Here is a 22,467-nt window from a genome sequence, read left to right on the forward strand (position 1 = left end):
GAGCGCCGGGGCACTTCGGCGTCGGGCACCCGCCACCCGCGTCACCACAGCTGCGCGACGAGGTGGGCGAAGAGGTCCTCCGGGTCGTTCTCCAGACCTCGCCTGGCGAACCAGGTCGACACGTTGACCACGTCGCGGTAGAGGAAGTCGAGGCCCTGCGGATTCGCGGCGACATCCACGATCTGCGGCAGATCGATCACCACCACGCGGCCGTCGTGGTCGAGCAGGTTGTACGGCGACAGGTCACCGTGCGCGAAACCCGCGCGCGCGAAGGCCTCGAGGATGCCGACGACCTGCCTGTAGGCATCCGTCAACTGCTCCCCGTGCCGCCGGCTCTGCGCCAGGCGCGGCGCAGCCGTCCGGCCGTCGCCGATGAACTCCATCAGCACCTCGGTCTCGCTCACCTGCACGGGGTAAGGCACCGGAACCCCGGCACGCCAGGCACGGCACAGGGCGTCGAACTCGCTCACGGCCCAGTGCCCGGCGGCGACCGAACGTCCGTAGGCGGACTTGCGGCCGACCGCGCGGGCGTCGCGGGTGTTGCGCATGGTGCGCCCCTCTTCGTAGCTGCCCGAGCGATGGAAATCGCTGTGGTGGGTGCTGCGGTAGCGCTTGGCGGCGAGCCGAATGCCGGAGGCGCCCGGTATGGCGCGCTCGATGAGATGGACGTCGGCCTCTTTGCCGGTCTTGACGACGCCGAGCTCGGTGTCCCACGCGCCGGAGGATGTCACGAGCCAATCGGGATGCGGCAGCGGCCCGCGTTGCGTGGGTGGAGACGCCGGCCAGGTCGACCAGCGTTGGCCGGGGCCCGGCTCGAGCTCGAGCGGAAGAAGGGATGCGGACGCGTCGAAGCGTGCGGATGACATCGGATGGGCACTCCAGGGTGGGAGGCCGCCGATCTCAGTGGGTGCGGGCGACCTCGAGGGAAGGGGAATGGACACGGGCCATGACGAAGACAGCCATCGTTCTCCTCCTTCCGGTCACGTGCCGGAGCACTGAATCGGGCACCACTGTAGCGGAGGCGCGCCGCCTCATCCATCCCTCACGCGAAGACGGCCGCGGGCTGATGCCCACGGCCGTCGTGGTTCCGCGCGAGGCGCGGAACGTCGCCTCAGTCGCTCGTCGCGGCACCTCCGTTCAGGATGGTGATCGACGAGGTCTCCTCACAGCTCGCTCCGATGCTGCGCTGGGCCGGGTTCGTGCTCGTGTAGCTGATCTCCCACGAATACTCGCCGGACTCGAGGACTGCGGTCTCGTTGTCCGTTTCCACGGTCTGTCCGCCGGGGCCAGGCACCGGAAGATCGTCCGCGTAGATCGGGTCGTCGGTGTGGTCGCAGTCACCGTTCGGATACAGCGCGATGTGGACCGTTCCCGTCATGGGTCCGCCCGCCGGCGCGGTCAGCGTGACCGAGTCGTTGGGCACCCAGGTCTGGTCGCTGGTCAGCGAAGAGGCGACGGTGGTCACCGTCACGTCCTCAGCGTCGTCCAGGCAGTCCGCGTTGTGCGTGAGACCGTTGGTGTTCGGCGACGAGCCGCTGTAGACGGCCACCCAGTGGTAGTCGCCCGGAAGCGTCGGCACGAAGGCGGGCGAGTTCTCGTAGGTGCCGTCTCCACTGACCGTCACCGCGTTCGAGGTGTAGGTCGCGGCGCCGTTGCAGTCGTCGTCCAGCGGGCCGTAGGCCTTGAAGACGATGGTGCCACCTGCCGGCGTCAGGCCGGTCGGCTCGACGGTCTCGATGATCGCCGCCGTCGGCTGGGTGGCTGTGCCGTCCAGCTCCGCGTCGTCACTGATCTCGTTGCCGAGTGTCACGTCGGCGCTCGCCGTCGTCGAGAGCGTCGGCGTCACCGGAGTGACGGTGAAGCACTCTCGCGTCGCGTCGAAGTCCGCGGAACCCGGGATCTGGTTCGCAGGGTCACCCGTGAACACCGCGCGCCAGCAGTAGCGACCCACAGACGTCACCCACGCCGTCGGCGAGAGGATCGTCTGCGGATACTGAGCCGCCGTATTCAGGTTCGTCGAGCCGATGGGCGTTCCGACCCGGCCGGTCGTCCCGTCGCACGCGCCCGTGTCCACCTTGCAGAGCCAGAACGCGACACTCCCCGCGGCATTGGTATTGCCGCCCGTGACGCTGACCTCCGCCGAGTCCTTCACCGCGACGACACCGCCGCCGATCGAGACCGTCCCACCGAGCGACAGCCCGTTGACGTCGGACGGAGTCGTCCGGGTCTGCGACGCGCAGTTGCTGATGGAGATGCGCTGCAGGACGGTGTCCTTGTAGTCGGCGGTGTCGGAGTTGCCGGTGACGGTGCTGGGGATCACGTTCGCAAACGCGAGGCACGACCCGCCGGAGCCCATTCCGTTGAGTGTCAGGTTGATGGCGGCTTCCCCCCGGAATCCGTCGGGGCTGTACTCGGCGTGGTACGTGTTCGCCGGCAGCTCGCTGATCGGACTCAAGGTCATGTTCGCCTGCCAGATGCGGACGTACAGCTTCGTGCTGCCGCCCTGCTGGTCCCACAGGATCAGGAAGTCGCCCGGAGCGCGGTTCTTCCACGGATTGCAGGCAGCCATCAGCTGCGCGTCCGTCGCAGAGCCGTACGCGCACTCCGCAGGAGCCGGGTTCTTCATGAACTCGAACGCGATGAAGCCGCTGCCGGTCTCCTTGTCGCGCTGCCACGCGAAGTACAGGAAGTCCTCGTTGGAGACGCGCTTGGCCTCGAGCCACACGCGATTGAGGTCGACCTGCGAGTTGGGGTTGGTCAGGTCGAGCGTCGGCAACGCGTCATTGTGGATGACGCCGATCTTGGTCGTGCTCGAGTTGACCGGCCCCAATTCCTTGGTGTTGCCCGCCGGATCGCTGTACGTCGGGATGCCCGCGTTGTCCGGAATCGGGTTCCCTTCGATCTCGTACGGGCCGACGGTGACGGCGAACGCTGCCGGCGCCGAGCCGATGATCAAGGCTGCCACCAGACAGCCGACTATTCCCGCGGCGAGCGAGCGTCGCCGCACCTTCTCCGACATGATCTCCCCTTCCCCAGGTCGCCACGCCACTGGTAGCGGCGCGGCCCAGCGCTTACCCTAGGAACCGCGTGGGAATGCGACCATTGGGTGAACCGGACATCTGGGGCTGGGTAATCTCCCTAGGTGGCGTTCCAGGCGAGAGGCGCGCGATTCGGGGAGGAATCGTGAGCATGGAAGATGCGTACGGGTTGGTCGTCGCGGGCGACCATGTCAGGTCCGACTATGTGGCACTGTTGGGGCGACTCGGCCTGCGCTCCGCGGAGTTCGGACGAGCAACGGATGCCGCCACGTGGCTGAACGGCACCGCGCCGGCGGTGGCGATCCTCGAGGTCGAAGACGGCGGCTGCGGTTTCCTCCGCGAGCTTCGCGATCGCTATGGGCCCGACATGCCCGCTGTGCTCGTCTCGGCCGACCGCATCACGCCCGCCGATGTCGTGGCGGGCCTGCTCGTCGGCGCCGACGACTACGCCGCAGAGTCGATGGACGCCGAGGAGTTCCTCGCGCGCGTGCGCCGCCTCGTCGAGCGGACGAAGCCCGCGCGCAGCGCGACCGCCGACCTGAGACGCCTGACCACCCTCACGCAGCGCGAGCGCCAGGTGCTCACGCTGACGACGGAGGGCATGACGCAGAAGCAGGTGGCGACGGCCATGGGCATCAGCATCAAGACGGTCGGGGCGCACATGCAGAATCTGCTCGGCAAGCTCGGCGTGCACTCCCGCATGGAGGCGGTGGCGCTCGCCGCTCGTGCGGGCTCAGCCGATATGTGAACCCCCTGGCGAGACTCTCGTCGTCAGCGGAGTGCTGTGCGGCTGGTTGCGGTCGCCTCGAGCGCGACGCCGTCGGGCACGAACATGGTGACGACGGGCGGATGCCACGACCCGGCCACCGTGACGCGCGCGGACACGCCATCCGGAGTCGTCGCCGAGATGAGGCGCGCGTCGGTGGCGACGGCGCCCACCATCGCCTCTGCCTCACGGCGCACACCGTCGGACGTGAGCGTGGCGACAGGCTCACCGTCCACCACCGAGAGCTCGAAGCCATCGGCTGCGGCGAGCGCCGCGGCATCCGCCACCGCGTCCAGCTGCTTCTGCGCGAGGTACAGGCTGGTCGCGGCCGTGCACACGAGGATCACCGCGATGGCGAGCACGCCGTAGCCGAGGGTGAGGAGCAGCACGCTGCCCTCGTCGTCGGCGCCGTGACGTCGACCGAGAAGCGCCTTGAGCCGACGGTTCATCGCTCGCTCCAGAAGCGCGAGACCTTGTGCGCGGCCGAGGCCTCGACCGGTATCGCGGCGATCCGGTCGAGCTCGAGCACCGGCGGCACGAGCGGAAGGGCGACGACAGTCCGGACGCTCACGTGCAGCGTGGCGCCCGCGCTCGGACATGCGGCGCCGGCCGGCGTGCAGCCGATCGAGAGGTCGACGTCGTCGAGTCCGTACTCCTCGGATACCGCAGCGAGGACCGCGTCAGCGCGAGCGCGCGCGTCGTCGGCGTCGGCGGCCGTCGAGACGGCGCGAGCGATGTGACGCGACGCGGCCTCTGCGCCGAGGCTCTGCCCCTGGATGAGTCCCAGTGCCACGACGATGTAGACCAGCGGCACGAGCAGGATCAGCCCGACCACGATGAACTCCAGTGCCGCCGATCCGCGGTCCGTGGCGTCGTCCGCCGATTCGGCTGCCGCGCGAACGGCGTCAATCGAAGGATTCGACCGGAGCATGGGCCGTCACCTCCATTGAGCGCGACGCACCCAGCAGGCCGATGAGCGGGAGTGTGGCGGCGACGCGAACCTGAACCGTCTCCTGCCCGAGCGAGGTGCTCTCGCGCACCGCCACGTCAGTCGCATACTCCACGCCGATCGTGCGGCTGACGATGTCGCGCGTGCGCTGCGCGCCCTCGTCGAGGGTCGTGTCGGCGAGGGCGGCGTGAAAGGCGCCCTCGACCGCCGCGTCGTGCACCACGTTGCGCACGTACACGGCCAGACCGAACTGCAGGACTCCGAGCGTCAGCACCGTGAGCAGGGCGCCCACCAGCACGAACTCGACCGGGCTCGAGCCCGCGTCGTCGCGCGCTGCCGCCGCGAGGCGCGCGCGGACGCGCCTCATCGCACGGACCACGACGACCATCCCCGATTCAGAGTCCCGAGACGCGGCTGATCGCCTGCTCGAACAGGTCGGCGAGGGCCGGCCCGGCCATGGCCCAGATCAGCACCACGAGCCCGGCGGTCATGAGAGTGATGAGGACCCAGCCCGGGACATCTCCCCGGTCGTCCTCAACGAGCTCGCGACCCGCAGTGCGAATCCGCGCCACCAGCTGCCGCATCCGTGCGTTCATCATTTCTCCTTCCGGCTGTCAGCCGAGTCCGAGTCGAAGCATGAAGATCCCGGGGAACACCGCGAACAGCACGCTCAACGGCAGGATCAGGAACACCAGTGGAAAGAGCATGAAGATCTCCTTCCGTCCGGCGCGCTCGATGAGCGTGCGCTTGGCGTCTTCGCGCGCGTCGAGCGCCTGAGCCTGGAGCACGTGCGCGAGCGGCGCGCCGCGCTCGATCGCCGCCACGAGCTGATCGACCGTGCGCGTGAGGGCCGGGATCTCGAGGCTGGCGGCGAGCCGGGCGAGCGAGTCCGACAGCGGCGAACCGGTGCCGACGGCGACGACCACTCCCCGCAGCTCGCCGGTCAGCTCGCCGGCACCGACCTCACTCACCCGTCGCAGCGAATCCAGGATGCCCTCGCCGGCCGACAGGCAGAGGGCGAGGAACTCGAGCACCGTCGGCAGCTCCTCCTCGATGCGTCCGGTACGGGCGCGTCCCGCGTGCGTCAGCCACGCGTCGTACGCGAGGGCCGCGGACACCGCGGCGACAGGCGGAAGCAGCCCGAGCACCGGCGACCCTCTGCCCGCGAGCACCAGAGCCACCACGCCCACTCCCCCGGCGGCGAGTCCCGCGATCGCCCAGCCGAGCTGGCGACCGCGGAACCGCGCGGGGTCGATGCTCCACGCCGCGCGATGCAGCCGTCGGGCCAGAGCCGCGTCGCCACCTGCCAGGCGGGAGGGGCGGCGCTCGGCGTAGTCCCTCCACGCGAGCGAGGCCCCCATGCCGCCGGCCGTCACGTCGAGTCCGCGCGCGTCGGTGACGTCGCGGATGTAAGGCGCGATACGGCGCGCGAGGCTGGGCGCGCCCCAGCGCGGAGCGAGTGAGATCAGCAGGCACGCGCCGATGCCGAGCGCCGTGCCGAGCACCACCGCGTAGGCCAGGTCGCCCACCGCGAAGCCGGTCATCCGAACCACCGTCGCGGCTCGGGAAGGCGGCCGAGCCGCAGCATGAGCCGGTACGCGACGAATGACACCGCAGCGCCCACGAGGATGAGGACGATGCCACCAGGGCTTCCGTAGGCCCGCGCGCCCTCCGGGCGCATCGCGAGCATCGCGAGGATCACCCACGGAGCGACGACGCCGAGGATCGCGGCGCCGCGGATCCAGGACTGCCGCGACTCGACCTCCGCGCGCAGTGTGGCGTCCGCGCGAACCGAGGCGGCGAGTGCCCGGAGCACCGGTGTGAGCTCCGTGCCACCGACCTGGCGTGCCATGCGCAGGGTCTCGACGATCCGGTCGGCGACGGGGTCGGCGAGACTCTTCTTGAGCCGGAGCACGCTGGAGTCGAAGTGTCCTGACGCCGCTACGTCGCGCGCGAACACCGCGAACGGCGGTCGCAGCTCGGCCGGTGCCGACTCCGCGAGACTGGCGACCGCGTCGGGAAGCGACATCCCCGCCCTCACCGAGGCGATGAGCAGGTCGCAGACATCCGGCCACAGTCCGCGCCTGGTGCGCAGGAGCTTGGAGCGCCGCGCGCGCAACCACGCGAACGGGGCGATCGCCCCCGCCGCGGCCGCGACGAGCGCCAATGCGGCAACCGGAGCGATCAGCCACGCGATCGCCGCGGCGACGAGGGCGCAGACCCCGGCGACGATGACGAGGGAGACGACGGAGAGCCGGGACATGCCGGCATCCTCGAGAAGTCGCGCGATGCGCCCCTGACGAGAGGACGCCGGCCGCGTCTGCGATCCGGCAGGCCAGAGCCACGGCGACACCGTCAGCAGCAGCCCGGCCGCCAGCGCGGCGCCCCACACGAAGGTCACACCGACTCCGCTCGGTACAGGGTCTCGGCCGTGACGACACCGCCGGCGACGCCGGTCGGCACGACGATCTCGACGACGCGGCGCATGCCGGCGGCGTCCTTTTCGCAGTGGGCGACGAGATCGACCGATGCCGCGACAGCCGGCTGCACGAACGCCGCGTCGATGTTCCGCCCGGCCAGGAGAGGCAGCGCGGCGAGTTTGCCCAGCGCTTCCCGCGCCGAGTTGGCGTGGATGGTCGCGGCGCCCGGGACACCCGTGTTGAGCGCCAGCAGCAGGTCGAGGGCCTCGGCATCGCGCACCTCGCCGACGACGAGGCGGTCGGGGCGCATGCGCAGCGCCTCCTTGACGAGGCGCCGAAGGGTGACCTCGCCGGTGCCCTCGAGGCTGGGCTGCCGACCCTGCAGCGCCACGAGGTCGGGGGCGGCGACGGCCAGCTCGAACGTCTCCTCCACCGTGACGATGCGCTGGTCGGGCGGGCAGGCGGCGATCAGCGCGCCGAGCAGTGTCGTCTTGCCGGCGTGGGTGGCGCCCGAGACGAGGACCGAGCGGCCCGCGATCATCGCGTCGCGGAGGAGGGTGGCAGCCGCCGGAGCGATCGAGCCGGCCGCGACGAGCCGGCCGAGGTCGCGATACGCGGGCAGGAATTTGCGGATGTTCACCGCCCAGTGGCGCCGGGTGATGTCGGGGATCACCACGTGGAGCCGGCTCCCGTCCGGCAGAGAGGCGTCGACGAAGGGCTGGCTGAGGTCGACACGACGACCGCTGGACTGCAGCATCCGCTCCACCAGATCGCGGACCGCCGTATCGGTGAGCATCAGCGGCGTCCGCTCGGCGACGCCGCCGCGCGCGACGAAGATGCGGTCCGGGGCGTTGATCCAGAGCTCCTCGACCGTCGGATCGTCGAGGTACGCCTGCAGCGGACCGAAGCCGGCGACGGCCGCGAGCACCTCGCGCACGCACGCACTCTCGTCGTCGACCGGCGCGAGCCCCCGCGCGAGAGCGAAGTCGTTGTGACGCCGAACCTCCGCGCGGGCGATCTGTGCGGCGAAGTCCGGGTCGCGCGTCGGATCGGACCGCTCCGCGCGCAGCCGCTCCCGCACCCGCTCCGCCACGACGGTCGCGACGGGGGCGGCGGAGGAGGTCACGTCAGCATCTTGGCAATTCGGCGCCGAGCCAGCCGAAAGTTATCCACAGCGCCGCAGCCGCACGCGCACGTCAACGGCGCTGCACACTCGCGAACGCCACCGCCGCTCTCCGTCGGCGCGGGGCGTCTCGTGCGGAGGCAGTCTCAGCAGCGTCGGCGGAACGTGCTCCGCGGTGAGGCGTCATCCGGCCGCCGGAAGCAGGGCTGTCGAAGCTGCGGGGTCCACGCCGGATCGGGAGAATGCGCCAGGATGGCGGGATGCCCTCGCTGTCTCCGCCCGTGGTCGAGCTGTGGTCGGCGCAGGCAGACGCTGCGGTGTGGAACGCCGTGACGCGGCTGTTCGTCGAAGCGTTCTCGGCGCCTCCGTACGATGAGGATCCTGGTCGTCTGGGAGAGATCGCGGTGTGGGGTCCAGAGCTCCTCGCCACCCCCGGCGGCACCCTGGCGGTCGCCACCCAGGACTCGGCGATCCTCGGATTCGGGCTCGGACGCACCCTCTCGTCGGACGCGGGGTGGCAGCGCCTTCTCCGACGCTGCGACACCGCCGAGACCACCTCCCTCGCAGACGCCGCCGACGACGTCTTCGTGATCCAGGAGCTCGCGACCGCGGCTGCTGCGCGGCGCCGGGGCGTCGCGGAGCTGTGCCTCACGCGGCTCCTCGAATCGCGGTGTGAGGCGCACGTCGTGCTCGGCGTGTATGCACAGGCTGAGCCGGCTCAGCGCTTCTATGCACGGCTGGGTTACCGGGTTCTCGGAAACGTGACGATCGACGGTGGTCAGCGCCTCGACGTACTCACGCGGTGAAGCGGCGCCGAGGGGTGCGGCATCCGTCTTCGCGCGGCAGGATGGAAGCACCGACGAAAGGACGACGATGACGAAGACCGAGATCTCCCCCAGCGCGAAGGCCGGCCTCGGGATCCTGGGCATCGTGCAGGTCGCGTTCGCCTTCCTCGCGTTCTGGGACCTCGCCCACCGCGAGGCCGACGAGGTACGCGGGCCCAAGGCCGCGTGGATTCCGGCCATCCTCGTCAACTGGATCGGGCCGGCGAGCTACTTCCTGTTCGGCATCAGGCGCTGACGAGCACGTCGACCGGCGTCTGATCCGGGCGGTTCACCGACCATCCGACCGGCGGGTCGCCGCGAGCCAGATACGGAACCACCGAGGCTGTAGGAACGACGGCAGCCACCAGAACCCGACGATCGCGACGAGCAGCAGCAGTACGGCGACGCCCATCACGACAGTGCCGAACGGAGTCCGCACCACGCCGAGCTCCACCGCGAGACCGCCGACCCCGAGCGCGAGGCCGATGTACAGCATGGAGAACCCCATGTACGTGCCGTACCCACGCGGGACGCGCATCCACTGCTTCCAGAGCCCCAGGTAGGCGAGGACGCCGAGCACGATGAACGTAACGATGATCGGCCAGACGAGCGGGTTCACGATCGGCTCCTTCGGGGACTCGTACACGATACCCGAGCGTCCACAGCAAACCGTCGGGTTGTCCCCCGGGCTCGCGTCCCTGCGCGTCAGTAGACTGAACGCGTCGCGGGAGTGGTGGAATTGGCAGACACGCAGGATTTAGGTTCCTGTGCCTCCGGGCGTGTGGGTTCAAGTCCCACCTTCCGCACGCGAATCCGCGCATCCTCCGCCGACTGACGACGGGAAACCCACATCGTGCACGCAGTCCCCTCCGCCCTGATCCCGTGGCTCGATCCGGCGTCCATCATCGGATGGGCAGGACCGTGGGCGCTCGTCGTCGTCTGCTTCATCGTCTTCGCCGAGACGGGCCTGCTCGTCGGCTTCCTGCTGCCGGGCGACACCCTCCTGGTGATCTCAGGACTGCTCTCCCACCCCCAGCCCTACGCGTCGAACGGCGTCTTCGGCCTGAGCGTGTGGTGGGTCGCTCTCCTGATCGGCCTCGCCGCCTTCATCGGCGGTGAAGTCGGGTACTACATCGGCCACAAGGGCGGGCCGGCGGTGTTCGAGAAGAAGGAGTCGGGCCTCTTCAGCGTCAAGAACGTCGAACGCACCAACGCCTTCTTCGAGCGCTTCGGCGGACTCACGATCATCCTGGCTCGCTTCGTCCCCATCATCCGCACGTTCGCTCCGGTCGCCGCCGGCATCGGCCACATGAACAAGTGGAAGTACACGCTCTACAACTTCATCGGCGCGGTGATCTGGGGCTTCGGGCTCACGATGTTCGGCTATCTCATCGGCTTCATCCCGCCGGTCGCCGAGTTCGTGGAGAACTACATCGACCTCATCCTGCTCGCGGCCGTCGGCGGCACGGCCGTCGTGACCCTCTGGCACTACCTGCGTGAGCGCAGCAAGGCCAAGAAGGCCGCCGCGGCGGGTGAAGACGTGGTCACCGATCACGACGAGGCCCAGGCGCTCGTGCTCGACCCCGAGGTCTTCGACCGCGGTCCCGAGCACCACGAGGGCGACGCCCACAAGGGCTGAACTCACTCCGCGAGGGTCAAGACGCCTTCTTCTTGGCCGCGGGCTTTTTGGCGGCGGTCTTCGCAGCGGGTTTCTTGGCGGGCGCCTTGGCCGTCGACTTCGCCGGGGCCTCGGCATCCTTCTCGGTCGCCGACGAGGCGGACCCGCCCTCGCGCGCCGCACGCGACTTCTCAACGCTGGCGCGGAGCGCGGCCATGAGGTCGATCACCTCGCCGCCTGCCTCTTCCTCTTCCTGCTCGCCGAACGTCTCGGCCGTGTCGACGGCGTCGCCCTTCTCGAGCTTGGCCTCGATGAGGGTGCGCAGCTCCTCCTGGTACTCGTCCTTGAACTCCTCCGGATCGAAGTCGCTCGAGAAGCTCTCGACGAGGGATGCCGACAGCTCGAGTTCCTTCGCCGAGATCCGCACCGTCTCGTCCAACGAGGGGAAGGCGGCCTCGCGCACCTCGTCGGACCACAGGAGCGTCTGGAGCACCAGCACGTCGTCGCGCACGCGGAGCGCCGCGAGGCGGGTCTTCTGGCGCAGCGAGAAGCGGACGATCGCCGTGCGGTCGGTCTGCTCGAGCGTCTTGCGCAGCAGCACGTACGCCTTGGGTGACGACGAATCCGGCTCCAGGTAGTACGAGCGATCCAGTGTCAGCAGATCGATCTGATCGCTCGGCACGAACTCGACCACGTCGATCTCCCGGCTGCGCTCGGCGGGCAGCGAGTCGAGGTCTTCCTTGGTGAGCACCACCGTGCGCTCACCGTCGTCGTAGGCCTTGTCGATGTCTTGGAACGCGACGATCTCGCCGCAGACCTCGCATTTGCGCTGGTAGCGGATGCGCCCGCCGTCCTTGTTGTGCACCTGATGCAGCGACACGTCGTGGTCCTCGGTCGCCGAGTACACCTTCACCGGCACGTTGACGAGGCCGAACGTCAGTGCACCCTTCCAGATCGCTCTCACCCCACCAGTGAACACCAGGGCGCCGACACGCGGCCACCCCTTGCGCATCGCGGCGCCGATACTCTGAGCCCATGGCGGGCGACGAGCAGCTGGTGCGCATCGGCGGGCGCCGCCTGCGCATCACGAACCTCGACAAGGTGCTCTACCCTGAGACCGGCACCACCAAGGGCGAGGTGATCGACTACTACTCGCGCGTCGCGGAGGTGCTGATCCCCCACGTGATCGGCCGGCCCGTCACCCGCAAGCGCTGGCCCGACGGCGTGGGCACCGAGGACGACCCGGGGATGGTCTTCTTCGCCAAAGACCTCGAGCGCGGCGCGCCGTCGTGGGTGAGACGGATGCCGATCCCCCACTCCACGGGAACCAAGGAGTATCCGCTGGTGGGCGACGTGCCGACCCTCGTGTACCTCGCGCAGGTCGCGAGCCTCGAGCTGCACGTGCCGCAGTGGCGCTTCGCTCCGGACGGCGAGCGCGGACCCGCGGACCGGCTGGTGCTCGACCTCGATCCGGGTCCGGGCGTGGGGCTGACCGAATGCGCCGTCGTCGCCGGTTGGGCGCGCACGCTTCTCGTCGGCATGGGCCTCGAGCCGTACCCCGTGACCAGTGGCAGCAAGGGCATCCATCTCTACACCGCCCTGCCGCCGGGACAGTCGACCGAGCAGGCGTCGGCGCTCGCCAACGAGCTGGCTCGCGCGATCGAGGCCGACCACCGCGACCTGGTCGTCAGCAGCATGAAGAAGTCGGAGCGCCACGGCAAGGTGCTCATCGACTGGAGCCAGAACAACGGCTCCAAGACGACGATCGCGCCGTACTCGCTGCGCGGCCGGGCGCACCCGACCGTCGCCGCGCCCCGCACGTGGGAAGAGCTCGACGAGCCGGGCTTGCGGCACCTGTCGTTCACCGAGGTGCTCGACCGGATCGAGACGGCCGGCGACCCGATGGCCGCCCTCGGGTTCCACGCCGGCGGTCGTGAGGCCGAGTCCGGGCCGCTGTCGGCGTACATCGCCAAACGCAGCGCCGACCGCACGCCCGAGCCCGTGCCGGCGAAACCCCTGGGCACCAGTCCGACCGGCGAGCGCCCGCGCTTCGTGATCCAGGAGCACCACGCCACCGCACTGCACTGGGATTTCCGCCTCGAGCACGACGGCGTGCTGGTGAGCTGGGCCGTGCCGCGTGGGGTGCCACACTCGTACAAGCGGAACAACCTCGCGATCATGACCGAGGACCACCCGATGGACTACGCGACGTTCGAGGGCACGATCCCCGCGGGCGAGTACGGCGGCGGAACGGTCACCATCTGGGACGACGGCCGCTACGACCTCGAGAAGTGGCGCGACGACGAGGTGATCGCCACGCTCGAAGGGCGGCCCGGCGGACCCCTCGGCCGCGTGCGGCTGGCCCTCATCCGCACCGAGGGCGAGGGTGAGAAGTCGAGCTGGCTGCTGCATCGGATGAAGACGGATGCCGAGGGCCGGCCTCAGCCGGACGGCATCGTCGTCGAGCCGACGCCGCAGGCCGACGAGCCGCGCGCAGCGGCCGCCCGGACGGGTCGCGGCCGACGTGCGGTGGCCGGGGACGCGCAGCCGCGGACGGGTGCGAGGTCAGGAGATCTCACGGGCGCAGGAGATTCCACGACCGATCGTCCTGCGTCCGCGAAATCACCTGATGCCGTTGACACGGCCGAGCGCCGGACGGATGCCCCCGTCCGCCTGGAGTCGCTGCGCCCCATGCTCGCCACCTCGGCGACGCCCGATCGGGCACGGCAGGACGCGGAGCAGTGGGACGAGCACGCGTGGGTCGAGATGAAGTGGGACGGCATCCGCGCGCTCGGCGTGTGGGACGGAGAGCGCCTGCGCCTCTTCGCGCGCAGCGGCAATGAGGTCACGCACCGTTACCCCGAGCTCACCGCGGTCGACGCGGGCTTCGGCCCCGCACCCTGCGTGGTCGACGGCGAGCTGGTCGCCCTCGAGCCCGACGGTCGGCCGAGCTTCCCGCTCCTGCAGACCCGCATGAACCTCGAGCGCGCGGGCGACATCGCGCGCGAAGCGCGCCGGACGCCCGTGCGCTACTACCTGTTCGACGTGCTCTCGCACGACGGCGACGACCTCGCCGACCTCCCGCTGCGCGAACGCCGCGATGTGCTCGAGGCGGTGGCCGCGGCATCCGTCGATCCGATCGTCGTCCCGCCGGTCTTCGACGACGTCGACGCCGCACTGGACACCAGCGAACAGCTGCGGCTCGAGGGGATCGTCGTGAAGGACCCCACCTCGCGCTACCTCCGCGGCGGGCGCTCGGATTCGTGGCTCAAGGTCAAGCTGACGCGCACGCAGGAGGTGGTGATCGCGGGCATCCGCCCCGGCAAGGGCGGGCGCAGCAGCACCTTCGGATCGCTGCTGCTGGGCATCCCCGGCGACGAGGGCCTGCACTACGCCGGCCGCGTCGGTTCCGGCTTCAGCGACTCGACGCTCCGCACCCTCATGACGAAGCTCACGCCGCTGCGGACCGCAGAGAATCCGCTGTCGGGCGTGCCGCCGCTCGACGCGCGTGACGCGTTGTGGGTGCGCCCCGAGCTCGTCGGCGAGGTGGAGTACGGCGAGTTCACGCCCGGCGGCATCCTGCGGCACCCGCGCTGGCGCGGCCTGCGGCCCGACAAGTCCCCCGCAGAGGTCCGCCGTGAGGACGCACCGCCGAGCGAGTAGCGCGGCGCGAGCCGCGCGGAGCGAGCGTACCGGGGATCAGGCGTGCGCTTCGTGCTCCACGTGTCCCGCGGGCTCGAGCTGGAAGGTCGAGTGCTCGACGTCGAAGTGCTGCGACAGGCAGTCCTGCAGGCCGCTCAGGATGCCGGCGGCGCGGCCGTCGGCGAACGCGGCCGCGTCGACCACCACGTGGGCGGTGAACACCGGCGCGCCGCGCGTGAGCTGCCAGACGTGCACGTCGTGGACGTCGACCACGCCGGGCGTCGCGAGGATGTGATCGCGGATCTCGCGCACATGCGTGCCCTTCGGCGCCGACTCGGCGAGCACCGAGACCACCTCGCCGAGCAGCCGGATCGCGCGGGGCACGATCATCGCCGCGATGAGCAGCGACGCGACGGCGTCGGCCTGGTCCCAGCCCGTCGTGACCACGACGATCGCCGCCACGATGACGGCTGCCGACCCGACGAGGTCGCCGAGCACCTCGAGATACGCACCGCGCACGTTGATGCTGTGCCGCTGGGCCGAGCTCAGCAGCCACATCGCGACCGCGTTGGCGAGAAGCCCGACGATCGCCACGATGAGCATCAGACCGCCGGCGACCTCTCCCTGGGCGGGGTTCAGCAGGCGCGACACACCCTCGACGGCGACCCACGCCGCCAGCACGATGAGGATGACGCCGTTCACCAGGGCGCCGAAGACCTCGGCGCGCTGGTAGCCGAAGGTGCGACGGTCGTTCGCGGGACGAGCCGCGACGGCGCTCGCGATCAGCGCGATGCCGAGGGCCGCGGCATCCGTGAGCATATGCGCGGCGTCGGCCAGCAGCGCGAGCGATCCCGACAGCACGGCACCGACGACCTGCACGACCATCACCGTGACGGTGATCGCCAGCGAGATCCCGAGCAGGCGGCGGTTGCCGGCCCCTCGGATCCCCGACGGCGCGTGGTCGTGCATGGCTTCAGGCTAAGCCCGCGCCTCGCCGGAGAAGGCGCATCCGGCCTAGTCGGGAATGATCGTGATTCTCACTCCCGCCGCGCCGTCAGAGCTCGGCGAGCAGCGGCGCCAGCGACTCGAAGGCGCGTGCCCGGTGCGATTCCGCGTTCTTCCGCAGCGACGTGAACTCGCCGACGGTCCGCTCCTCGTCGTCGGGCTGGCCGTCGGGCACGAAGATCGGGTCGTACCCGAAGCCGCCCTCGCCCGCCGGTGCGGTAGCCAGGCGTCCCGGCCACACTCCCTCCACGACGCTCTCGCGCGAGGCGTCGCCGGGGACGACCAGCGCGATCGTGGAGACGAACTGAGCGGTCCGGTGCGGGTCGCGGATGTCGGAGAGCTGATCGAGCAGCAGGTTCAGGTTCGCCGAGGCGTCCTTCGCGTGGCCCGCCCAGTACGCCGAGAACACGCCGGGGGCACCTCCGAGCACGTCGACGCAGATGCCGGAGTCGTCGGCGAGCGCGGGAAGCCCCGTGTGCTCGGCCGCGGCCCGCGCCTTGATGAGGGCGTTCTCGGCGAACGTGATGCCATCCTCGACCGGCTCCGGACCGTCGTAGGCCACGACGATCAGGTCGGGACGGGTCGCGGCGACGATCGCCTGGAACTCCTCGACCTTGTGCCGGTTGTGCGTGGCCAGCACGATCTGCGGCAGGTCGCCGCCGGTCGCAGCCGACTCCGCCTGGATCTCCGCGACGACGTCCGACATCTCGTCGGGGCGGGCGGTCATGCGCCGCCCTCCGCGGCGAGCGCGGCGAGCTGGATGTCGCGCAGGTCGGCGCATCCGTTGACGCCCAGGTCGAGGAGTGCGTCGAGCTCGCGCTTGTCGAACGGCGCACCCTCGGCCGTGCCCTGCACCTCGACGAACAGGCCGCGTCCGGTGACGACGACGTTCATGTCGGTCTCGGCGCGGACGTCCTCGACGTAGGCGAGGTCGAGCATCGGCTCGCCGTCGATGATCCCGACCGACACCGCCGACACCGAGTCGAAGAGAACCTGGGCCTTCTGGCCGATGAACTTCTTGCCGCGGCCCCACTCGATCGCGTCGGCGAGGGCGACGTACGCGCCGGTGATCGCCGCGGTGCGGGTGCCCCCGTCCGCCTGCAGCACATCGCAGTCGATGACGATGGTGTTCTCGCCGAGCGCCTTCGTGTCGACCACCGCTCGGAGCGCGCGACCGATGAGGCGCGAGATCTCGTGGGTGCGACCGCCGATCTTTCCCTTGACGCTCTCGCGGTCGTTGCGGTCGTTGGTCGCGCGGGGCAGCATCGCGTACTCGGCGGTCACCCAGCCCTTGCCCTTGCCGGTGAGCCAGCGCGGCACGCCGTTGGTGAACGAGGCGGTGCACAGCACCTTCGTGTTCCCGAACGAGATGAGCGCGGAACCCTCCGCCTGCTTCGACCAGCCGCGCTCGATGGTGATGGGGCGCAGCTGGTCGACGGTGCGGCCGTCGGCACGGGTGATGTCGGTCATTTCTCTCCTCCGGGAGGGGACGGATGCCTCAGCCGAGGCGGGTCGGAAGGTCGATGGCGCCCGTCTGCACGAGGCGGACGGCGGTCACCTCGCGGCCCATGAGCCGGTGGGCGAGGTTCAGGAACTCGTCGGCGGATGCGCCAGTGGCCTCGTAGACGTGGCGGGGCTCGGCATCCGGTCCCGCCAGCAGGTCGCGGGAGACCAGCTGACGGTAGACGTCCTTCGCGGTCTCTGTGTCGCTGGAGACCAGGCTCACGTCCGACCCCATGACGTAGCTGATCGCGCCCTCCAGGAACGGGTAGTGCGTGCAGCCCAGCACGAGGGTGTCGACCCCGGCGTGCCGGAGCGGAGCCAGGTACTCCTCGGCCACCGCCAGTACCTCCGGCGAGCCGGTGACGCCGGCCTCGACGAACTCGACGAAGCGCGGGCAGGCCTGAGCGAAGACCGTCAGGCGCTCGTTGACGCCGAGCATGTCCTGGTAGGCGCCCGAGCTGATGGTGCCGGCCGTGCCGATCACTCCGACGCGGCCGTTGCGCGTGGTCGACATCGCGGTGCGCACCGCGGGATTGATGACCTCGACCACGGGCACGTCGTAGCGCTCGCGGGCGTCGCGCAGCATCGCCGCCGAGGCGGTGTTGCACGCGATCACGAGCATCTTCACGCCCTGCGCGACGAGATCGTCGAGCACCTCCAGCGCGTAGCGACGCACGTCGGCGATCGGCTTCGGCCCGTAGGGCGAGCGCGCGGTGTCGCCGATGTACAGGATCGATTCCTGCGGCAGCAGCGACGAGACCGCTCGTGCGACGGTGAGCCCGCCGACTCCGGAGTCGAAGATTCCGATCGGCGCGTCGTTCACGATGCCCCAGCCTACGCCAGCCGCTCACTAGGCTGGCCCGCATGGGTGGATCGACCGCGCTGCTGACGGATCGCTACGAGCTCACGATGGTCGACGCCGCGCTGCGCGACGGCACCGCCCACCGCCGATGCGTCTTCGAGCTGTTCGGGCGGCGCCTGCCCGGCGCGCGGCGCTTCGGTGTGGTGGGCGGCACCGGCCGCCTGCTGTCGCTGATCCGCGACTTCCGCTTCGGCGACGACGAGCTGCGCTACCTGCGTGACGAGATGGTGGTGGATGCCGCGACCCTCGACTTCCTCGAGGGCTACCGGTTCACCGGCTCGGTCACCGGGTACCGCGAGGGCGAGCTGTACTTCCCCGGATCCCCCATCCTCACGATCGAGGGGACGTTCGCGGAGGCCGTCGTCCTCGAGACGCTCGCGCTCAGCGTGCTGAATCACGACTCCGCCGTCGCGACCGCCGCGGCGCGCATGAGCATCGCGGCCGGCGACCGCCCCCTGGCCGAGATGGGCTCGCGGCGGGCTGCCGAGGCGTCCGCCGTGGCGGCGGCCCGCGCCGCCTACATCGCCGGGTTCGGGGCGACCTCGAACCTCGAGGCCGGTCGGTGCTGGGGCATCCCCACCATGGGCACGGCCGCGCACGCGTGGACCCTCCTGCACGACACCGAAGAGGACGCCTTCCGCGCGCAGATCGAGGCGCTGGGCGTCGACACCACCCTCCTCGTGGACACCTACGACATCCGCACGGGAGTCGAGACGGCGATCCGCGTGGCGGGCACCGGCCTGGGCGGCGTGCGGCTCGACTCGGGCGACCTGCCGACCGTCGCCGCCGAGGTGCGCATCCAGCTCGACGAGCTCGGTGCGACCGGCACCCGGATCACGGTCACGAGCGACCTCGACGAATACGCCATCGCAGCTCTGGCGGCATCGCCGGTCGACGCCTACGGCGTCGGCACGTCCGTCGTGACGGGATCGGGCACCCCCACCGCCGGCATGGTCTACAAGCTCGTCGCACGTCAGGATTCCGACGGCGGCTGGGTCGCGGTCGCGAAGGCGTCGACCGACAAGGGGTCGAAGGGCGGACGCAAGGCGGCCTTCCGCACCCTCGACGCGGGAACGGCGACGAGCGAGCTCATCGTGGTGTCGGACGGCTTCGAAGAGCTGGAGACCGGCGCCGCGCATCCGGATGCGCGGCCGCTGCAGGTTCCGCTCGTGGTCGACGGAGAACCGGATGCCGCGTACGAGGGCGCGTCGGGGGTCCAGGCCGCGCGGGCCCATCATTCCCGCGTGCGCGAGGAGCTGCCGGTGCGCGGTCTCGCCCTCAGCCGGTCGGACCCGGCGATCCCGACGGTGTACACCGACGTCGCGCCGAATCGCTGAGCCGCCTCCGGGCGGTCAGCCCGTCGAGGCGGGTCAGGCCTGAAGCGACTCGTAGATCTCTTTGCAGGTCGGGCAGACCGGGAACTTCTCGGGATCGCGGCCGGGCGTCCACTTCTTGCCGCACAGTGCGCGCACCGGCTTGCCGGTCAAGGCGGACTCGAGGATCTTGTCCTTCTTGACGTAATGCGAGAAGCGCTCGTGGTCACCCGGCTCGATGTTCTCTTCTTTGAGGAGCTCTTCGAGCTCGCGATCGAGGGTCGCGATGCCGCCCTGGTCGGGGCTGTCCAGCGGGGTGCTCATGGTCTGCCAGTGTAGCGGGGGCGGACCGCCGCCGGGCCGGTCGCCGTCGCTCAGGTGGATTCGGCGAACTCCATGAGGCGACCGCCGCGCCGCTCGAAGACGATCGATCCGATCGCGATGCCGACGACGAGCACGCCGAGTCCGATGGCCAGGCCGCCCCAGAGCGCGGTGGTGGCGGCAGCCGTGTCTCCGCGCAGCGCCAGCAGGCCGCACCACAGCACCGGAGCAGACACCACGAGCGCGCCGAGCATGACCAGCCCCTGTGCGACAGCACCCGTCGAGCTGGTGCGCTGAGGCTGCTGGAACGGGCTCTCGCCGGGGCGCGAGACGGCGTACGGCGCCACCACCGACGAGATGCTCGAGAGGCCGAGGCCGGAGAGGAACAGGGCGGCGCACACGCCCGTGAGAGCGGGCAGCATCGCCCAGCGTCCGTGGAGCACGGTCGCCACCGGGATGGCGACGGCGAGGAGCGGCACGCCGACCAGGAGCACGGGAACAAGGCGCCCGACGCGGTCGGAGACGCCGCGCACGCCGCTGGCGATGTGCATCCAGACGGCAGTGGAGTCGTAGGCGAGGTCGTCGTGGGGCAGCCAGCCGAGGAACAGCGCCGCGAACGGCACCGGCACGAGCGCCACGAGCTCGGGTGGCACGCCGGCGATCAGCAGCGGGACCGCGGTGATCACCGCCGCGACGGGGATGACGAGCCCGTTGACGACATACCGCCGATCGCCGAACCAGTAGACGAGGCTGCGGGCCGCGATCGCGCCGCCCGGCGTGCCCGGTGCGACGCCGAACCAGCCCAGGCCGCCGCGCTCGCGCCCGGTGCCGGGACGTTCGGTGGTCGTGAGCAGGCGCGTGACCGCCCACGCCCACAGCAGGCTCAGCACGACGATCGTCGCCACCGCCACGCCGACCGAGAGCCAGACGTCGCCGCCCGACGCGACCAGGCCCGGAATCGCCCAGGCCGCGCCGAGCGGGGTGACGGCGAGCCAGTCGACCGCCTCGAGAAGCTGCGGGGGGACGCTTCCCTCCCATTCCAGCGAGGCGAGGAACACGCCCACCGGGACCACGACGACCAGCACCACGAGGACGAACACGCCGGAGAGCTCCCGAGAGCGCCGCTCGCGCAGGAACAGCGACGCGAGCGCCATGCAGACGCGCGCGAGCAGCGCGCACGTGAGGACCCCCAGCACCACGCTCACTGTGCCCACAGCGACCGGAACGCCGTGCTCGGCCCACACGATGGATGAGCAGACCGCGATCGCGAGGAGCACGAAGATCGGCACGCTGAGGAGCCCCGCGATCGCCAGCACGACCGCCAGGCGCCCCCGTGAGAGGCCGAACAGCGCGAACCGCCGCGGGTCGAGCGGATCCTCCACCGCGCCGAACAGGGGTGCGAGTGCGAAGCCGAGCGTGACGGCCGAGCCGCCCAGCACGGTGACCGCGAGCACCTCGTCGGCCCGCGCGTCGCGCAGCGTCAGGAGCGCCCAGCAAGCGGCGGCCGTTCCCGCCGCGACGAGCAGGAGCACGGCCACCACGCGCGCGACGTGCCGGGCGTCACCGCGAAAGGTGCCCAGCAGGAGGGCGATCCTCAGTCGGAGAACGTGTGCAGCCACTCGAGGCCCTCCACGTCGCTGAGGCCCCCGGCCAGCTCGACGAAGCGCTGCTCGAGCGTCAGCTCGCCGCGCACCTCGTCCACCGTGCCCTCGGCGAGCACCTGGCCGGCGACGATGACCGCGACGCGCGTGCAGACGCGCTCGACGAGCTCCATGCCGTGGCTCGAGAGGATCACCGTGCCGCCGTGCGCGACATACGTGGACAGGATGTCGAGGATGATCGAGCTCGAGACCGGGTCGACGGCCTCGAACGGCTCGTCGAGCACCAGCAGGCGCGGCGAGTGGATGAGCGCGCCCGCCAGCATGACCTTCTTCAGCATGCCGGCGGAGTAGTCCGAGACGCTCCGGCCCAACGCATCCTCGAGGTCGAAGGCCCGTGCGAGGTCGACGGTGCGGCTCTCGACGACGGCCGGCGGCAGTCCGCGCAGCACGCCGTAGTAGTAGAGCAGCTGGCGGCCGCTGAGCCGATCGAAGGTGCGCAACCGGTCGGGCAGGACGCCCATCAGCTTCTTGGCCGCGAGCGGCTGGGCCGCGGCATCCACTCCCCCCACGTGGATCGTGCCGCGGTCCGGCTCGAGCAGTCCCGCGATCATCGAGAGGGTCGTCGTCTTGCCGGCGCCGTTGGGACCCACGAGGCCGTAGAAGGTGCCCGCGGGGATGGTGAGGTCGATGCCGTCGACGGCGTGCGTGCTGCCGAACCGCTTGGTCACGCCCCGCAGCACGAGCGCGTCGCCGGCGGCCGCCGGTACGGGCGCGGGAGCGAGGGCGACGGATGCCTCGTCTTCCACCTCGTCGACGGCGGCGGCGTCCTCGGACCCGGTGGCGGGCGCGGCGACGGTCGCGGGCTCGGCGTCGGTCGACGCTGCCGCGGGCTCGTCCACGGGCGCGGGTTCTACCACGGGCGCGGGCTCGACCACGGGCTCAGCATCGACCACGGGGGCGTTTTCGGCAAGGGTCTTGTGTCCGGGCGCTTCCGCGGCCTGGGGCGACGCCGGCGGGGTGACCGGCGGCAGCGGCGGACGGGGCGGCACCACGATGTCGGCGGCGGCGCTGGCCGCCCGCTGCAGGTCGCTCGGAGGCGCGGGCGCCGCCGGGGTCGCGGAGGGCTCCTGCGTCGCCGCGCTCGCAGAGCCCGAAGGCTCGGCCGGCGGCGGCCCGGCGGCACCGTCGGCCTGCGACGGTGGACGGTCCGCGCGCACCTCGGTCGTCGCCGGAGCGTCGATCACCGCGTCGGCGGCGCTCGCACCCGCTTCGGCGCGTTTCTGACCGGCCGTCGCGGCGGGGCGCTTCTTGCGCGGAGGGTTCTTGCCGCTCTCCGACCGTTTGCGGGGCGGGCGGCGAGGCTTGTCGGGAGCCGGCGAAACCGTGTCTGCGAGTCGCACGACACGCGCACTGGAGTGACGGTCCGGCTCTTCCGGATCGATGTCATTCGGCACCGGGAGGGAGGCTGTCACCGATCCAACG

General features: G+C 70.8%; 24 protein-coding genes and 1 tRNA gene. 7 read left to right on the forward strand and 18 right to left on the reverse strand.

Going from position 1 to position 22,467, the window contains the following annotated elements; genetic code table 11:
• Nucleotides 1–41 precede the first annotated feature (41 nt).
• Entirely contained in the window at nucleotides 42–731 is a 690-nt protein-coding gene (locus tag IM770_RS04000; RefSeq protein ID WP_307785367.1) for a serine protein kinase RIO, read from the reverse strand.
• 380 nt (nucleotides 732–1,111) lie between these two features.
• Nucleotides 1,112–3,019: a hemagglutinin gene (locus IM770_RS04005; protein ID WP_203579787.1), complete on the reverse strand. Its 1,908-nt coding sequence runs from the start codon at nucleotides 3,017–3,019 to the stop codon at nucleotides 1,112–1,114.
• A gap of 170 nt (nucleotides 3,020–3,189) precedes the next feature.
• On the opposite strand from IM770_RS04005, the gene IM770_RS04010 reads away from it, so the two are divergent.
• A complete protein-coding gene (locus IM770_RS04010) occupies nucleotides 3,190–3,786 on the forward strand; it encodes a response regulator transcription factor (protein ID WP_239065773.1) in 597 nt (198 codons plus the stop codon).
• Between the two features lie 23 nt (nucleotides 3,787–3,809).
• Here the strand turns inward: IM770_RS04010 and IM770_RS04015 are convergent, their stop codons facing one another.
• From IM770_RS04015 to IM770_RS04045, 7 genes are read right to left on the reverse strand one after another with little or no spacing between them, the layout of a single operon-like run.
• Nucleotides 3,810–4,253 carry a pilus assembly protein TadG-related protein gene (locus tag IM770_RS04015; protein WP_203579789.1) on the reverse strand — a complete coding sequence of 148 codons (444 nt, stop codon included), beginning with the start codon at nucleotides 4,251–4,253 and terminating at the stop codon, nucleotides 3,810–3,812.
• Nucleotides 4,250–4,735, reverse strand: coding sequence for a TadE family protein (locus IM770_RS04020; protein ID WP_203579790.1), 486 nt, complete (start codon nucleotides 4,733–4,735; stop codon nucleotides 4,250–4,252). The genes IM770_RS04015 and IM770_RS04020 overlap by 4 nt, the downstream gene beginning before the upstream one ends.
• The gene (locus IM770_RS04025; protein ID WP_239065625.1) at nucleotides 4,710–5,120 is read right to left on the reverse strand and encodes a TadE/TadG family type IV pilus assembly protein; all 411 of its coding nucleotides are present in this window, start codon (nucleotides 5,118–5,120) and stop codon (nucleotides 4,710–4,712) included. The genes IM770_RS04020 and IM770_RS04025 overlap by 26 nt, the downstream gene beginning before the upstream one ends.
• Before the next feature lie 28 nt (nucleotides 5,121–5,148).
• Complete coding sequence (locus IM770_RS04030) at nucleotides 5,149–5,337, reverse strand: hypothetical protein (protein WP_203579893.1); 189 nt, start codon at nucleotides 5,335–5,337, stop codon at nucleotides 5,149–5,151.
• A 30-nt stretch (nucleotides 5,338–5,367) separates the two neighbouring features.
• Nucleotides 5,368–6,297, reverse strand: a complete 930-nt coding sequence (locus tag IM770_RS04035) for a type II secretion system F family protein (RefSeq protein ID WP_203579792.1) — start codon at nucleotides 6,295–6,297, stop codon at nucleotides 5,368–5,370.
• On the reverse strand, nucleotides 6,294–7,154 hold the full coding sequence (locus IM770_RS04040) for a type II secretion system F family protein (RefSeq protein WP_203579793.1): 861 nt from the start codon (nucleotides 7,152–7,154) through the stop codon (nucleotides 6,294–6,296). The genes IM770_RS04035 and IM770_RS04040 overlap by 4 nt, the downstream gene beginning before the upstream one ends.
• Nucleotides 7,151–8,299 carry a TadA family conjugal transfer-associated ATPase gene (locus IM770_RS04045; protein ID WP_203579794.1) on the reverse strand — a complete coding sequence of 383 codons (1,149 nt, stop codon included), beginning with the start codon at nucleotides 8,297–8,299 and terminating at the stop codon, nucleotides 7,151–7,153. Before IM770_RS04045 ends, IM770_RS04040 begins: the two co-directional genes overlap by 4 nt.
• A 257-nt stretch (nucleotides 8,300–8,556) precedes the next feature.
• On the opposite strand from IM770_RS04045, the gene IM770_RS04050 reads away from it, so the two are divergent.
• Entirely contained in the window at nucleotides 8,557–9,102 is a 546-nt protein-coding gene (locus tag IM770_RS04050; RefSeq protein WP_203579795.1) for a GNAT family N-acetyltransferase, read from the forward strand.
• A gap of 67 nt (nucleotides 9,103–9,169) precedes the next feature.
• Nucleotides 9,170–9,376 carry a PLDc N-terminal domain-containing protein gene (locus tag IM770_RS04055; protein ID WP_203579796.1) on the forward strand — a complete coding sequence of 69 codons (207 nt, stop codon included), beginning with the start codon at nucleotides 9,170–9,172 and terminating at the stop codon, nucleotides 9,374–9,376.
• Nucleotides 9,377–9,409: 33 nt separating this feature from the next.
• Here IM770_RS04055 and IM770_RS04060 read toward each other — a convergent pair whose 3' ends face one another.
• Complete coding sequence (locus IM770_RS04060; protein WP_203579797.1) at nucleotides 9,410–9,739, reverse strand: hypothetical protein; 330 nt, start codon at nucleotides 9,737–9,739, stop codon at nucleotides 9,410–9,412.
• Between the two features lie 105 nt (nucleotides 9,740–9,844).
• On the opposite strand from IM770_RS04060, the gene IM770_RS04065 reads away from it, so the two are divergent.
• Both IM770_RS04065 and IM770_RS04070 read left to right on the forward strand, forming a co-directional pair.
• Nucleotides 9,845–9,926: transfer RNA gene (locus IM770_RS04065), tRNA-Leu, on the forward strand.
• Nucleotides 9,927–9,973: 47 nt separating this feature from the next.
• Nucleotides 9,974–10,759 (forward strand): DedA family protein, encoded by a 786-nt coding sequence (locus IM770_RS04070; RefSeq protein ID WP_203579798.1) that lies wholly within the window; start codon nucleotides 9,974–9,976, stop codon nucleotides 10,757–10,759.
• A 16-nt stretch (nucleotides 10,760–10,775) separates the two neighbouring features.
• On the opposite strand, the gene ku is transcribed toward IM770_RS04070, so the two are convergent.
• Nucleotides 10,776–11,702 carry a non-homologous end joining protein Ku gene (ku, locus tag IM770_RS04075; protein ID WP_203579799.1) on the reverse strand — a complete coding sequence of 309 codons (927 nt, stop codon included), beginning with the start codon at nucleotides 11,700–11,702 and terminating at the stop codon, nucleotides 10,776–10,778.
• A 71-nt stretch (nucleotides 11,703–11,773) separates the two neighbouring features.
• Here ku and IM770_RS04080 point away from each other — a divergent pair, with 71 nt between their 5' ends.
• Nucleotides 11,774–14,401, forward strand: coding sequence for an ATP-dependent DNA ligase (locus tag IM770_RS04080; RefSeq protein ID WP_203579800.1), 2,628 nt, complete (start codon nucleotides 11,774–11,776; stop codon nucleotides 14,399–14,401).
• 36 nt (nucleotides 14,402–14,437) lie between these two features.
• Here the strand turns inward: IM770_RS04080 and IM770_RS04085 are convergent, their stop codons facing one another.
• From IM770_RS04085 to murI, 4 genes are all read right to left on the reverse strand, one after another.
• Nucleotides 14,438–15,349, reverse strand: a complete 912-nt coding sequence (locus IM770_RS04085) for a cation diffusion facilitator family transporter (protein ID WP_203579801.1) — start codon at nucleotides 15,347–15,349, stop codon at nucleotides 14,438–14,440.
• A gap of 85 nt (nucleotides 15,350–15,434) precedes the next feature.
• Complete coding sequence (gene rdgB / locus IM770_RS04090) at nucleotides 15,435–16,091, reverse strand: RdgB/HAM1 family non-canonical purine NTP pyrophosphatase (protein ID WP_203579894.1); 657 nt, start codon at nucleotides 16,089–16,091, stop codon at nucleotides 15,435–15,437.
• 17 nt (nucleotides 16,092–16,108) lie between these two features.
• Nucleotides 16,109–16,855, reverse strand: coding sequence for a ribonuclease PH (gene rph / locus IM770_RS04095; protein WP_203579802.1), 747 nt, complete (start codon nucleotides 16,853–16,855; stop codon nucleotides 16,109–16,111).
• Between the two features lie 28 nt (nucleotides 16,856–16,883).
• Nucleotides 16,884–17,711, reverse strand: coding sequence for a glutamate racemase (murI, locus tag IM770_RS04100; protein WP_203579803.1), 828 nt, complete (start codon nucleotides 17,709–17,711; stop codon nucleotides 16,884–16,886).
• Nucleotides 17,712–17,752: 41 nt separating this feature from the next.
• Between murI and IM770_RS04105 the strand changes: the two genes are divergently transcribed.
• On the forward strand, nucleotides 17,753–19,087 hold the full coding sequence (locus tag IM770_RS04105) for a nicotinate phosphoribosyltransferase (protein WP_203579804.1): 1,335 nt from the start codon (nucleotides 17,753–17,755) through the stop codon (nucleotides 19,085–19,087).
• Between the two features lie 33 nt (nucleotides 19,088–19,120).
• Here the strand turns inward: IM770_RS04105 and IM770_RS04110 are convergent, their stop codons facing one another.
• Genes IM770_RS04110 through IM770_RS18130 form a run of 3 tightly spaced genes read right to left on the reverse strand, consistent with a single transcriptional unit; the run spans nucleotide 19,121 to nucleotide 22,457 of the window.
• Nucleotides 19,121–19,387 (reverse strand): DUF3039 domain-containing protein, encoded by a 267-nt coding sequence (locus IM770_RS04110; protein WP_203579805.1) that lies wholly within the window; start codon nucleotides 19,385–19,387, stop codon nucleotides 19,121–19,123.
• 50 nt (nucleotides 19,388–19,437) lie between these two features.
• Complete coding sequence (locus IM770_RS04115; protein ID WP_203579806.1) at nucleotides 19,438–21,003, reverse strand: hypothetical protein; 1,566 nt, start codon at nucleotides 21,001–21,003, stop codon at nucleotides 19,438–19,440.
• On the reverse strand, nucleotides 20,979–22,457 hold the full coding sequence (locus tag IM770_RS18130; protein ID WP_307785368.1) for an ATP-binding cassette domain-containing protein: 1,479 nt from the start codon (nucleotides 22,455–22,457) through the stop codon (nucleotides 20,979–20,981). Before IM770_RS18130 ends, IM770_RS04115 begins: the two co-directional genes overlap by 25 nt.
• Nucleotides 22,458–22,467: the final 10 nt, after the last annotated feature.

It is taken from the genome of Microbacterium hibisci (assembly GCF_015278255.1).
Lineage (GTDB): Bacteria > Actinomycetota > Actinomycetes > Actinomycetales > Microbacteriaceae > Microbacterium > Microbacterium hibisci.